Consider the following 12,542-nt stretch of genomic DNA (forward strand, 5'->3'; position numbering starts at 1 on the left):
CGCGCGGGGGAGACCGGTGGGCGGTGTCACGGCGGCCCCGGGCGGCATGAGAGAGTGACCGACATGCGTGCTCGCCGTCTTGTCGCCGTCGCCAGCGTGGCGCTCGGCCTCGTCGCCCTCTCCGGTTGCCGTGCCGAGCCCGGTGTCGCCGCCTACGTCGGTGACCTGCGGATCACCGAGGATGCCGTCACCGGGATCGTCGACGACCTGCGGGCGAAGAACCCGATGCCGACCGGGCAGCCCGAGGCGCCCGAGGCGCCCGAGGGGCAGCCCCCGGCGCAGGTGCCGCAGCTGCCCGACCGCGGCCAGATCGTCAGCATGCTCGTGTTGACCGAGGTCTGCGAGCGGCTCTCCGCGGACAAGAACTACCAGCCGCGCGGGCAGGTCGCGCCGGAGCAGGTCGCCCAGCAGTTGCGCCTGTCGCCCGACACCGGCTATGTGCGCCAGTCCGCCGAGCTCTACAACTGCCTGTCGGGGGTGCCGACCGGGGCACCGGCCGAGCCGACCGCGCAGGATCTGGCGGACGTGGTGGCGGCGGGCCGCAAGGCGGGCGCCATCCCGGCCGACGTGCCCGACGAGGCGGCCGCCCGCCAGCTCGACGGCGAGCAGTTGCGCGGCGCGCTGGCCACCCGCAAGTCGCTGGCCGACGCGGTCGCCGCGTACGACGTGACGGTCAACCCCCGCTACCGCCCGCTGGAGTTCCCCGTGCTGAGCTTCTCCGGCAACGCGCCGGCGGTGAGCGTGCCGCTGGGCGAGGCCGGCTCCAACGGGGTCACCGACGTCTCCACCCCGGATCCGCTGCCCACCGTCGTGCCCGAGGCGGCCGGCGAGACCCACAGCTGAGCATGCCCGCGCGGATCGTCCTGCTCGTCACCTCGCCCCGGCTGCCGGCCGGGCTGCTGACCGCCGCCGCGTGGGACGTCGTACGCCGGCATCCGGTGCTGGCAGGGGCGGAGAGCGAGCTGACGACGGCGGTCCGCGTGGCGGGCGCCGAGGTCACGGTGGTCGACGGCCGGGCGACGCAGGCGCTGCTCGACGCGGCGGCGTCGCACGGCGTCGCGGTGTGGCTGGCCGGCCCGGCCGGCGACGAGTCGCTGGCCCGCGAGCTGGGCCTGCGGCTGGCCCGCGAGCCCGGCCTGGCCGAGCTGGAGCTGATGTACGGCTCCTGGGACCCGCCGGGCGCCCGGCTGCTCGACGCGGTGGCGGTGATGGACCGGCTGGCCTCTCCCGGCGGCGATCCCTGGAAGCGCTCGCAGACCCACCGCAGCCTCGCCGGCTTCCTGATCGAGGAGTGCTACGAGGCGTACGACGCGATCAGCGCCGGGGACACCGACGCGCTGCGCGAGGAGCTGGGCGACGTGCTGCTCCAGGTGGTGCTGCACGCCCGCCTCGCCGAGGAACTGCCCGAGGAACAGCGGTGGACCGTCGACGACGTGGCCGGCGGGCTGGTCGACAAGATGGTCCGGCGCAACCCGCACGTCTTCGCCGACGCCGAGGCCGGCACCCTGGAGGAGATCGAGGCCAGCTGGGAGCGGATCAAGCGGGCCGAGAAGGCGCGTGACTCGGTGCTGGACGGCATCGCGCTCAGCCAGCCGGCCCTCGCCCTGGCCGCCAAGATCCTCGAGCGCGCCGGGCGGGTCGGCCTCGCCGTACCGCCGCCCCTCGCGGATTCCCAGGTGGACCCGGAGGCGCGGCTCGGTGCCGGCCTGCTCGCCACGGTCGCGGCGGCCCGCGAGGCGGGACTGGACCCGGAGGCGGCCCTGCGCCGCGCCGCCCTCGCCTACGCGGACGCGGTCCGCGCCGCCGAAAAGGCCTGAGTCGACCCGGTAGGGTCGGCGGGTGGAATCGTTTGTGCCGCTCGCGGAGCGGATCGTCGACGCGTTGCTGGAGAGCCGGCCGGGGGTCGCGACCTCCACCGGCGACCACCGTTACGACGACCGGCTGCCGGACCTCTCCGCCGAGGCGGTCGCGGCCGACCGGACCATGCTCAAGGAAGCCGCGGACGCGCTCGCCGAGCTGGACCCGGACGCGCTGGACGTCGAGGAGCGCGTCGACCACGCGCTGCTCACCTCGTTCGTGGACCGGGAGCTGTTCGAGTCCGGCGACATCCGCGCGCACGAGTGGGACCCGCTGCGGCACAACCCCGGGCCGCTGCTGCACGCGCTGCTCGCCCGCCCGTACGCCCCGGTCGACGTGCGGCTGACCAGCCTGGCGGGCCGGCTCGCCGCCGTACCGGACGCGTTGGCGACCGCGCGCGCGACGCTGCGCGACATGCCGCGCATCCACGCGGAGACGGCGGTCGGGCAGTTCACCGGCGCGGCCGCGCTGATCCGCGACGAGGTGCCGGCGCTGCTCGCGCAGGCCCCCGCCCTGCACGACCGGGTCGAGCCGGCCGCCACCGCGGCGATCGCGGCGCTGGAGGAGTTCGTCGCGTGGCTGCGTCAGGGCCTGGCCGCCGACGCCGGCCCCGGGCGGGACCCGCGGCTGGGCCGCCGCCGCTGGGAGGCGCGGCTCTGGCACACCCTCGACACGGAGCTGGGCGCCGCCGAGATCCAGCGCCGGGCCTGGGCCAACCTGGACCGGGTCGGCGAGGAGATCCGCGCGGCGGCCGTCGAGCTGGTCGGCGGCCCCGCCGACGACGAGACGGTACGCCGGGCGCTGGACCTGCTGGCCGCCGAGCACCCGGACGACCACACCATCGTGGACCTCGCCTCGGTCACCCTGGACGAGGCGACCGACTTCGTGCGCGCCCACGACCTGGTCACCCTGGTCGACGACCCGTGCGTGATCCAGGAGATGCCCCAGTTCGCCCGGGGCGTGGCGGTCGCCTACTGCGACTCGCCCGGCCCGCTGGAGACGGCGGACGTGCCGACGTTCTACTGCATCGCGCCCACCCCGGCGGACTGGCCCGCGCACCGGGTCGAGTCGTTCTACCGCGAGTACAACGACCACATGATCCGCAACCTGACGGTGCACGAGGCGATGCCGGGGCACTTCCTCCAGCTCGCCCACGCCCGCCGGCACGTCGGCCCCACCCGGGTCCGCGCGCTGACCGAGTCGGGCCCCTTCATCGAGGGCTGGGCGGTCTACACGGAGGAGCTGATGGCCGGCCTCGGCTTCGGCGGCCTGCCGGTGCGGTTGCAGCAGCTCAAGATGCAGTTGCGGATGACCATCAACGCGCTGCTGGACCAGCTCGTGCACTGCGAGGAGCTGCCGGAGGCCGAGGCGATGGCGTTGATGACCGGGCGGGGCTTCCAGGAGGAGGGGGAGGCGGCCGGCAAGTGGCGGCGCGCCCTGCTCACCTCGACGCAGCTCTCGACGTACTTCGTCGGCTACAGCGAGGTGGCCGCGATCGCCGCCGCCCGCCCGGCCGGCGTGGCGGTACGCGAGTGGCACGACGCGATGCTCGCCCACGACTGCCCGCCCCCGCGCCACCTGCGCACCCTGCTCGGCGTCTGAGGACCGGAGGCGGGGTCGGTCACGAGCTGGCCGGGCGGCGGTCCACGACGCCGGCGTCGGGCGGCAGGTCGAACACCGCGCCGTCGACCGTCTCGCGGTAGCGGCTCAGTGCCAGCTCGACCTGGCGGCCGTCGACCAGGCCGGTGAAGCTGCCCAGCACCCCGTCGGTGGTCACGCAGGCGGTGAAGTCCCCGGCCGACTGCGCCACGTCGACGCAGGTGGCGTGGTGGCCGGCGAGGGTGGTGTCGCTCTGCTCGATCACCGCGTCCGGGTCCAGCGCGGCGGTGGTGAGCAGCCCCACGACGACCGGCGGCGTCACCAACCCCCGCTGCTTGGCCTCGGTGAACATGGTCACCGTGGGCTTCGCGTTGGGCGCGGGCGGGGCCTCCAGGGTGCAGGTCGCGCGCCCGGCGCCGGTCTCGCAGCGGGTCGTCGCCTCCGGGGTGACGGTGAGCTTGCCGCCGGGCCAGGTGTAGGCGGAGCGGGCCGGGTCCTGGGCCTGGGCGATCGTGGCGGTCTGCCCGCCGGAGAGCTGGTAGTCGGCGGAGTAGGTCAGCTCCAGCGCCCGGTCGAGCCGGGCGGCCATGTCGTTCACCAGGTCGGACCGCCCGATCGTGCGGCCGGCGTCGTCGAGGGTCTGACAACCGGTCACCGTGAGCGACGCGATGACCGACACGGCGAGCATGCGGAGGGTGGTCGAGGCGGCGGGCATGGCGACCAGCCTGGCCGATCGGGCCAACCGCGCGCAAACCCGTTGCCGGTTGAGGCACGAGAATCCGGGAATGTCCGGGTAAAGCATTGCCCGGAGGCAGGTTTCGGGTCGGGCCGGCGAGCGCCCGGACCGCCCGCGTCCGAGCGTCGCCCGATACGCTGCGTTCAACAACTGCCTCAGCCGCACCGTCGCGGCCCATACCGGACCGGAACACACAAACGAGGAGCGACTCAGTGGCAACCATCGAGGGAATCGTCGCGCGGGAGATTCTGGACTCGCGGGGCAACCCGACCGTCGAGGTCGAGGTCGGGCTCGACGACGGCACGATCGCCCGGGCGGCGGTGCCCTCCGGCGCCTCCACGGGCGCCTTCGAGGCGATCGAACTGCGCGACGGTGACGCCGACCGCTACCAGGGCAAGGGCGTCGAGAAGGCGGTCTCGAACATCGAGGACAAGATCGTCGACGAGCTGATCGGCTACGAGGCCAGCGAGCAGCGGCTGATCGACCAGAAGATGCTCGACGTCGACGGCACGGACAGCAAGTCCGAGCTGGGCGCGAACGCCATCCTCGGCGTCTCCCTGGCGGTGGCCAAGGCGGCGGCCGGCAGCGCCGAGCTGAGCCTCTTCCGCTACCTGGGCGGCCCGAACGCGCACCTGCTGCCCGTGCCGATGATGAACATCCTCAACGGTGGCGCGCACGCGGACTCGAACGTCGACATCCAGGAGTTCATGATCGCGCCGATCGGCGCGCCCAGCTTCCGCGAGGCGCTGCGCTCCGGCACGGAGGTCTACCACGCGCTGAAGTCGGTGCTGAAGAAGAAGGAGCTCTCCACCGGCCTCGGCGACGAGGGCGGCTTCGCGCCGAACCTGCCCACCAACGCCGCCGCCCTGGACCTGATCGCCGAGGCGGTGGAGAAGGCCGGTTACCGGCTCGGCACCGACATCGTCTTCGCGCTCGACGTGGCCGCCACCGAGTTCTTCGACAACGGCACCTACACCTTCGAGGGCACCGCGAAGACCGCCGAGGAGATGAGCAACTACTACACCAAGCTCGCCGGCGACTACCCGATCGTGTCGATCGAGGACCCGCTGGCCGAGGACGACTGGACCGGCTGGCAGACGCTGACCGCCTCGCTCGGCGACCGCATCCAGATCGTCGGCGACGACCTGTTCGTCACCAACCCGCAGCGCATCGCCCGCGGCATCGCCGAGAAGGCCGCCAACGCGGTCCTGGTGAAGGTCAACCAGATCGGTTCGCTGACCGAGACCCTGGACGCGGTGGACCTGGCCCACCGGGCCGGCTTCAAGTGCATGATGAGCCACCGCTCCGGCGAGACCGAGGACACCACCATCGCCGACCTGGCGGTGGCCACGGGCTGCGGCCAGATCAAGACCGGTGCCCCGGCCCGCTCGGACCGGGTCGCGAAGTACAACCAGCTCCTGCGGATCGAGGAGGAGCTGGCCGACGCGGCGCGGTACGCCGGGGCGGGCGCCTTCCCGCGCTACCGTTCGGCCTGAGACGCGCGAGGCCTCGGGGGAGGGGTGTGACGATGCAGCAGCGCCGCACACCGGGCGGTCAGCGCCCCGCCCGTCGGCCGGGTCACACCGGCCGGCCGGGCGGGGCCCGGGGCGCCCGGGCGTCGGTCCGCGAGGGCGGCGTCCGCGCCGAGTCGCGGGCCACGGCCGGTCGCGCGCCGGGGGCGGCCCGGGGCGCGGAGGGCGTACGCTCCGCGAGCCGGCCCGCCGCGGCCCGTCGTACGGCCGCCGGCACCGTCAAGCGGCTCTCCGCACCCCGCTCCCGGGGCCTCACCGGGCGGGCCACCGTGCTCTTCGCGGTGCTGATCGCGCTCGCCCTGGCCTACACCTACCCGGTGCGCGTCTACCTGGACCAGCAGGCCGACATCGAACGGATGGAAGCCGCCCAGGCCGCCCAGCGGGAGGCGATCGAGGAGCTGTCCGAGCGGGCGGCCAAGTGGCAGGACCCGGAATACATCAAGATCCAGGCCAGGGAGCGGTTCTTCATGGGCCCACCGGGCGAGACGCTGCTGGTGGTGCTCTCCGACCCGGCGGGCGCCGCCCGGGACGCCGGTTCGTCCACGGCCCCGTCGGCACCCGTCACCCCCGCTTCCTGGTACGACACCCTCTGGTCGAGCGTGCAGGCCGCCAACGGCGAGCAGCCCGACCGGTGAGCAGCACCCGAGCATCGAACGAGAGATCAGCATCGTGACTGTCGTACCACCGCAGGAGCCGGCGGCGGACTCCGTACCCCCGCCGCGGCGCGAACCGGCCACCGAGGCCGACCTGGCCGCGGTGGCCGCGCAGCTCGGACGCCCGCCCCGGGGCACCCGGGCCGTGGCCCACCGCTGCCCCTGCGGCCTGCCGGACGTGGTGGAGACGACCCCGCGCCTGGCCGACGGCACCCCCTTCCCGACGCTGTTCTACCTGACCTGCCCCCGGGCGACGGCGGCGTGCAGCCGGCTGGAGTCGGCGGGGTTGATGAAGGAGATGGCGGACCGGCTGGCCGCCGACCCGGAGCTGGCCGCGCGCTACCGTGCCGCGCACGAGGACTACCTGACCCGCCGGGACGCGATCGGCGAGGTGCCGGAGATCGCCGGCATCTCCGCCGGCGGGATGCCCGGCCGGGTGAAGTGCCTGCACGTGCACCTCGGGCACGCGCTCGGGGCCGGGCCCGGGGTGAACCCGTTCGGCGACGAGACGCTGGCGCTGGTGGAGAAGTGGTGGGCGGCCGGCCCGTGCGTGGACGTGCCGGCGGCGGACTGACCATGGCGGGCGCGGACGGGGGCGTGGCGGGGGCCGACGAGATCGTGGTGCGGCGGGCCCGCACCTCGGACGTGCGCGGCATCCGGCGGCTGGTCGACACCTACACCGACGACCGGCGGCTGCTCAGCAAGGCCACCGTGACCCTCTACGAGCACGTGCAGGAGTTCCGGGTCGCGGTCCGGGCCGGCGACGGCGCGGTGGTCGGCTGCGGGGCGCTGCACGTGATGTGGGAGGACCTGGCCGAGATCCGTACGGTGGCGGTCGACCCCTCCTGCCGCGGGCGCAAGCTCGGCCACCGGATCGTCGCGGAGCTGATCGACGGCGCCCGCGAGCTGGGGGTGGCCCGGATCTTCGTGCTCACCTTCGAGACCCGGTTCTTCGGCTCGTTCGGGTTCACCGAGATCGACGGCGCGCCCGTGCCGCAGCCGGTCTACGAGCAGCTCCTGCGCTCGTACGACGAGGGCGTCGCCGAGTTCCTGGACCTGGAACGCGTCAAGCCGAACACCCTCGGCAACACCCGGATGCTGCTGCGCCTCTGACCGGCCCGGTGCGGGTGACCCGTGGCGCGCCCGCCGGCGGTGCGCCGGTCGCCGGCGTGCAGCGCAGCCGTCGCTGCCAGGTCCGTACGCCCTCGGTGAAGACGTCGGCGTAGCGGTCCTGCCCGCCGATGAAGGTGATCACCGAGACCGGTCGCCGGGGCACGTACGTCTCGGGGGCCGTCCGGGGGCCGCTGTAGCCGCCGCTGACCACGCCGATCGCCGCGAAGAGCCTCTCGCCCTCGACGGCGGCCCGGAAGCTCATGTCCCCGCCGTTGGAGATCCCGATGAGGTAGACCCGGTCCGGATCGGCCCGCCACGTCCGTACGAGGTGGGCGGTGAGGTCCTTGAGGAAGCCGACGTCGTCGGTCGTCCCGCAGCAGGTACCGGCGGTCGGCCCCGCCGTGCGCCAGGGTGAGCCGGTGGTCGCCGGCGGCGGGGCGCTCGACGGCCCCCGAAGGCGACGGGGCCGGCGTGACCCGGGACTGACCCCGGTCCCCACCGCACGCCGTGGCGACGACGGCGAAGAGCATCCCGTCAGCACTGCCACCGTCCGTCGCACGCCCCGCCCCCTCCGTGACCCCGGTCCACACTGGATGGCCCCGCCTGAACGGGGCAACCCTTTCGGTCCAGGCCGAAGAGCGGCAGTCTGCTGGCATGCTCCGTCTTCGCCTGGGACTGGCGGACCTGTGCCGGGTCCGCTTCGCCGACCGCCTGCACCCGGTCGGCATGTCCCTGCTGGCCTGCCAGGCGCTGCACGACGCGGACACGGCCCGGATGACGCCGGGCCCCGCGGCGGACGCGGCCTCCGCGTCGGGTCCGGTCCGGTCCGCCGCCTCCGTGCTGCGGCACCTGCTTCCCGCGCGCGGGCGCCTGCCCGACTTCCTCACCCCGCTGGACGGCCTCGAATCGGTCGTCGCCGGTCTGGAGGCGATCCGGGCAGCCCCCGTCGGGCGCATCCGGGCGGAGGTCACCGCCGCGTACGCGCAGTTGCCCGCGACGCCGCTGCGCAGGCGGTTCGCCGAGGCCGACGGGGAGACGATGGACCTGTTCGGCCGGGCCCTGGGCACCTGGCACGACGCGGTGCTCGCGCCGCACTGGGCCGACCTGACGGAGGCGCACCGGCACCACGTGGCGGGGGCGACCGCGCAACTCGCCACGCACGGGTTGGACGGGCTGCTGAACGCGCTGCACCCGGCGATCCGGTGGGAGGCGCCGACGCTGACGGTGCGGACCTGGTGGAGCGCCTCGCTGTCCGGCACCGGCCACGGCCTGCTCCTGCTGCCCTCGCCGCTGGCCGGCCCGCATCCCCGGGTGCTGGTGGAGCCCGGTCGGCCGGTGCTGGTGGTGTACCCCGCGCCGATGCCGCGCCTGATCAGAGCCACCACCCCCGATCCGCTGGGCCGCCTGCTGGGGGCGACCCGGGCGGCGGTGCTGCGCCGCCTCGCCGGCCCCGGCCGGCACACCACTACGGCGCTCGGCCGGGCCGTGGGGATCAGCACCTCCTCGGCGTCCGAGCACGCGGGGGCGTTGCGGGCGGCGGGGCTGGTCGCCAGCGTCCGGGACGGCGGCGCGGTGCTGCACCGGTTGACGCCGCTCGGCACCGAACTGCTGGACGCGGGCTACGCCGGGTCACCTGAGCGCGCCTGACGTAGGGTTGCTGCCGTGACGACGCGTGTGGCCGCCATCGACTGCGGGACCAACTCGATCCGACTGCTGGTCGCCGACCTGCCGGACGCCTCGGCGGGTCCGGAGGCTCCGCTGGCCGACCTGAGCCGACGGATGCAGATCGTGCGCCTCGGCCAGGGCGTCGACAAGACGGGGCGGCTGGCCCCGGAGGCGATCGAACGCACGCGGGTCGCGCTGGCCTCGTACGCCGCCGAGATCGAGAAGCTGGGCGCGGAGCGGGTCCGGATGTGCGCCACCTCGGCGTCCCGGGACGCCTCCAACGCCGCCGAGTTCCGGGAGATGGTCGAGCGGACCCTCGGGGTCGCGCCCGAGGTGGTGACCGGCGACGAGGAGGCGCGGCTCTCCTTCACGGGCGCGGTGCGCGGGCTGCCCGCCGACGCGCGCGAGCCGTACCTGGTCGTCGACATCGGCGGCGGCTCGACCGAGTTCGTCGTCGGCACCCGCGCGGGCGGCGTCGAGGCGGCCATCTCGATGGACATCGGCTGCGTCCGGATGACCGAGCGGCACCTGCACGGCGACCCGCCGGGGCTGGACGAGGTCGCCGCCGCGCAGGCCGACATCGCGGCGGCGGTGGACCGCGCGCTGGAGGCCGTGCCGGGCCGGCAGGCCGCCACGCTGGTCGGGCTCGCCGGGTCGGTCACCACCGTGGTCGCGATCGCCCAGGGCCTCCAGGAGTACGACCCGAGCCGCATCCACCACGCCCGGGTGTCGTACGACGCGGTGGCCGCGACGACCGCCGACCTGCTCGGCAAGAGCCGGGAGCAGCGGCTGGCGATCCCGGTCATGCACCCGGGCCGCGCGGACGTGATCGGGGCGGGCGCCCTGGTGCTCCGGGTGATCATGGAACGGGCGGGGATGGACTCGGTGGTCGCCTCCGAGCACGACATCCTCGACGGCATCGCCTGGAGCATCCTGTAACAAGTCGGCCCCAGGCGCCGTTGGCGCGCTGAACCCGGGCCCCGCCAGGAGGTACCCGACATGACGCAGGACCCTACCCGCTGTTCAACACGTTCCTGGGCTGGACAATCAGGGGGCCGATGAAGAGCCCGGCCCCCTGTCCCATCCCGGCCGCTACCGAAAAGCGGTGATCAGCGCAGCCAACGCCAGCAGGAGCGGAGGCACGAGCTTCAACAGCTCGACGCGTCGCCTGTGACGCCGTTCAGCTCCGCTTTCCCGCGCGCCAGGCGTGATGCATTCCGGCCTCTCCTCTGCGTCAGCGTTGACGCCTTCCGGGGGTGTGGGTACATTCATGTCGGCTCCATTTTCGTACGTCTACCAGGGCTTACGTTGAGGCGGGAGTCACCAGCAGCGCCCGGGTGGCCTCCCGGGCGACTGCTTCTGTGGGCCAACTAATTCCCTGCAACTTCCTCGTTGTCGCCGTCAATAATCCGGTGCCCCTCTTTCAAGCGGTTGTTGCGCCCGATCTTGACGCCGTCTCTGCGGCCTGTCTCCGACGGTAGGGCTGCTCCCATCGGCGCCGCAATGAGCTGCGCCAGAGTGAGTGCGGAGGAAAGCCACATTCATGGGAAGAGTCTTCCCGCGAATGCTCGGGATGCTGCTCTGGCAGTTGGCCGGCTGTCCGGGCAGGTCAGCCGTGTGGATGACGGTCTTCCGCCGAGGGCGACGGCGGGCGCCGGTGGGTTGACGGGCGCGTGACAGCCCTAGCGATCGTCGTCGGCGGCGTGATCGCCGCCGCGCTCGGCGCCCGCCTGGCGGAGTCGGGGCCGAGTCTGGCCGCGTCGAGCCGGCCCGGCCGCCGACCCGTGGCGGTTGCGCCCGTCCGGAGTGCTGCTGGAGTTGTCCGCTGGCGACGAGCCGGAGCGTTGGCCGATCGACCTCGCGCAGGCTCGCGCGTTGGTGCACGTACTCCGGGATCTGCTGCGGACCGCGGACGACGCCGCCCGCCGCGCGGCCTGATCCGGCATCCGTTCCTCGTGCCCGATGTCGTTGACGGTACTGTGCATTGCGCACTAGTGTGCATTGCGTGGACACCACACAACTGCTGAAGGGCGTGCTGGATCTCGCGGTCCTCGCCGTGCTCCGCGAGGAGGACGGCTACGGCTACGACATCCTGCGCCGGCTGCGCGACGCCGGGTTGGAGGAGGTCGGCGACGCCTCGGTCTACGGCACGCTGCGCCGGCTCTACGCCGCCGGCCTGCTGACCACCTACGTCGTGCCGAGCGAATCCGGCCCGCACCGCAAGTACTACTCACTCAACGCCGCCGGCCGGGACCAGCTCACCCGCTCCGGCAAGCTCTGGCGCTCGTTCGCCACCACCATGGACGCACTGCTCGACGATCGGGGGATGGCGGCATGACCGTCATGGAGCAGGAGATCGCGGACTACGCCGCACGGGTCCGGGCCGCGCTGGCCGACCTGCCGCCGGCGCAGCGCGACGAGTTGACCGAGGACCTGCCGGAGCACCTCGCCGAGGTCGCCGCCGAGGCCGGCGGCTCGCTGGTCGACCGGCTCGGCGAGCCCGAGGCGTACGCGGCCGAGCTGCGCGTCGCGGCCGGGGTCGGCGCCACCAGCGGCGGCGGGCGCCGCAACCGTCGCCTCGGTGTCGCCGTGGACCGGCTCCGCGCCCGGGCGCACCGCTGGGACGTCCAGCTTGGACCACCCCTCGGGTACGCCTCGGCCAGCGAGTTCCTCCGGCTGCTCCGGCCGGCGTGGTGGGTGCTGCGGGGCTACCTGGCCGCCATGCTCGTCACGGTGGTCACGACCGGCGACACGTTCGGTGTGCTGCCCGAGCTCAACGGCAGCCTGCTGGCCGGCCTGGTGCTGCTCGCCGGCAGTGTGCTCGCCTCGATCTGGCTCGGCCACCACACGCCGGGCCTGACCCGGCCCAAGCGGCGGGTGCTGCACGTCGGCACGGCGGTGCTGGTGATCTTCGGGCTGGTCGGCCTGGCGGACATGAACGACCGGGTCGGCAGCGGCGACCTCGACTACGAGCAGATCTCGATCGACGGCCGGTACGACCACATCCGCGACGTCTTCGTCTACGACAGCGAGGGGCGGTTGGTGTCCAACGCCCGGCTCTTCGACCAGAACGGCGACCCGATCCGGCTCGGTCGTCCGATGTGCCCGAACCCGCCGGACCTGAACCTGGCCAACGCGCTGCTGCGCCCATACCCGTACTGCCCGGAGTTGGCGCCGTTCGGGCCCCGGCCGGGCGCGAGCACCCCGCCTCTGCTGAACCCGCCGGGGCTGTCCGTACCCGCCCCCTCGGAGGCCGCGCCCGCACCGGGCGGCAACCCGACCCCGACGCCCACGCCGACCGGCACCTCGACCCCCGCGCCCGCATCGACGGGCATGCCGGCCGGCACCCCCGCGCCGAGTCGGACGTGAACAGGATCATGGAATGAA

14 protein-coding genes are annotated in these 12,542 nt (G+C 74.0%); 12 read left to right on the top strand and 2 right to left on the bottom strand.

Annotation, left to right across the window (positions count from 1 at the left end; translation table 11 throughout):
* Window positions 1–63: 63 nt before the first annotated feature.
* From F6X68_RS23405 to F6X68_RS23415, 3 genes are read left to right on the top strand one after another with little or no spacing between them, the layout of a single operon-like run.
* On the top strand, window positions 64–843 hold the full coding sequence (locus F6X68_RS23405; RefSeq protein WP_151456300.1) for a hypothetical protein: 780 nt from the start codon (window positions 64–66) through the stop codon (window positions 841–843).
* Window positions 844–845: 2 nt separating this feature from the next.
* Window positions 846–1,817, top strand: a complete 972-nt coding sequence (locus F6X68_RS23410) for a nucleoside triphosphate pyrophosphohydrolase (RefSeq protein WP_151456301.1) — start codon at window positions 846–848, stop codon at window positions 1,815–1,817.
* Window positions 1,818–1,839: 22 nt separating this feature from the next.
* Window positions 1,840–3,459 (top strand): DUF885 domain-containing protein, encoded by a 1,620-nt coding sequence (locus F6X68_RS23415; protein WP_151456302.1) that lies wholly within the window; start codon window positions 1,840–1,842, stop codon window positions 3,457–3,459.
* Between the two features lie 19 nt (window positions 3,460–3,478).
* Here the strand turns inward: F6X68_RS23415 and F6X68_RS23420 are convergent, their stop codons facing one another.
* The gene (locus F6X68_RS23420) at window positions 3,479–4,171 is read right to left on the bottom strand and encodes a hypothetical protein (protein ID WP_151456303.1); all 693 of its coding nucleotides are present in this window, start codon (window positions 4,169–4,171) and stop codon (window positions 3,479–3,481) included.
* Window positions 4,172–4,404: 233 nt separating this feature from the next.
* Here F6X68_RS23420 and eno point away from each other — a divergent pair, with 233 nt between their 5' ends.
* Genes eno through F6X68_RS23440 form a run of 4 tightly spaced genes read left to right on the top strand, consistent with a single transcriptional unit; the run spans window position 4,405 to window position 7,490 of the window.
* A complete protein-coding gene (gene eno, locus F6X68_RS23425) occupies window positions 4,405–5,688 on the top strand; it encodes a phosphopyruvate hydratase (protein ID WP_151456304.1) in 1,284 nt (427 codons plus the stop codon).
* A gap of 32 nt (window positions 5,689–5,720) precedes the next feature.
* Window positions 5,721–6,359, top strand: a complete 639-nt coding sequence (locus F6X68_RS23430) for a septum formation initiator family protein (RefSeq protein ID WP_151456310.1) — start codon at window positions 5,721–5,723, stop codon at window positions 6,357–6,359.
* A 34-nt stretch (window positions 6,360–6,393) separates the two neighbouring features.
* A complete protein-coding gene (locus F6X68_RS23435) occupies window positions 6,394–6,951 on the top strand; it encodes a DUF501 domain-containing protein (RefSeq protein WP_151456305.1) in 558 nt (185 codons plus the stop codon).
* Window positions 6,952–6,953: 2 nt separating this feature from the next.
* Entirely contained in the window at window positions 6,954–7,490 is a 537-nt protein-coding gene (locus tag F6X68_RS23440; RefSeq protein WP_151456306.1) for an amino-acid N-acetyltransferase, read from the top strand.
* On the opposite strand, the gene F6X68_RS23445 is transcribed toward F6X68_RS23440, so the two are convergent.
* On the bottom strand, window positions 7,444–7,989 hold the full coding sequence (locus tag F6X68_RS23445) for a PHB depolymerase family esterase (RefSeq protein ID WP_151456307.1): 546 nt from the start codon (window positions 7,987–7,989) through the stop codon (window positions 7,444–7,446). The two genes, F6X68_RS23440 and F6X68_RS23445, sit on opposite strands and share 47 nt — an antisense overlap.
* A 155-nt stretch (window positions 7,990–8,144) precedes the next feature.
* Between F6X68_RS23445 and F6X68_RS23450 the strand changes: the two genes are divergently transcribed.
* The 5 genes from F6X68_RS23450 to F6X68_RS23465 all read left to right on the top strand — a co-directional run bounded on the left by F6X68_RS23450 (window position 8,145) and on the right by F6X68_RS23465 (window position 12,524).
* On the top strand, window positions 8,145–9,137 hold the full coding sequence (locus tag F6X68_RS23450) for a helix-turn-helix transcriptional regulator (RefSeq protein WP_151456308.1): 993 nt from the start codon (window positions 8,145–8,147) through the stop codon (window positions 9,135–9,137).
* A gap of 27 nt (window positions 9,138–9,164) precedes the next feature.
* On the top strand, window positions 9,165–10,094 hold the full coding sequence (locus tag F6X68_RS23455; protein WP_151456311.1) for a Ppx/GppA phosphatase family protein: 930 nt from the start codon (window positions 9,165–9,167) through the stop codon (window positions 10,092–10,094).
* Window positions 10,095–10,946: 852 nt separating this feature from the next.
* Window positions 10,947–11,093, top strand: a complete 147-nt coding sequence (locus F6X68_RS33635; RefSeq protein ID WP_192581514.1) for a hypothetical protein — start codon at window positions 10,947–10,949, stop codon at window positions 11,091–11,093.
* Between the two features lie 67 nt (window positions 11,094–11,160).
* Window positions 11,161–11,493: a PadR family transcriptional regulator gene (locus F6X68_RS23460; RefSeq protein ID WP_089001967.1), complete on the top strand. Its 333-nt coding sequence runs from the start codon at window positions 11,161–11,163 to the stop codon at window positions 11,491–11,493.
* On the top strand, window positions 11,490–12,524 hold the full coding sequence (locus F6X68_RS23465) for a hypothetical protein (protein WP_151456309.1): 1,035 nt from the start codon (window positions 11,490–11,492) through the stop codon (window positions 12,522–12,524). The genes F6X68_RS23460 and F6X68_RS23465 overlap by 4 nt, the downstream gene beginning before the upstream one ends.
* Window positions 12,525–12,542: the final 18 nt, after the last annotated feature.

This window comes from Micromonospora sp. AMSO12t, assembly GCF_008806585.1.
Lineage (GTDB): Bacteria > Actinomycetota > Actinomycetes > Mycobacteriales > Micromonosporaceae > Micromonospora > Micromonospora reichwaldensis.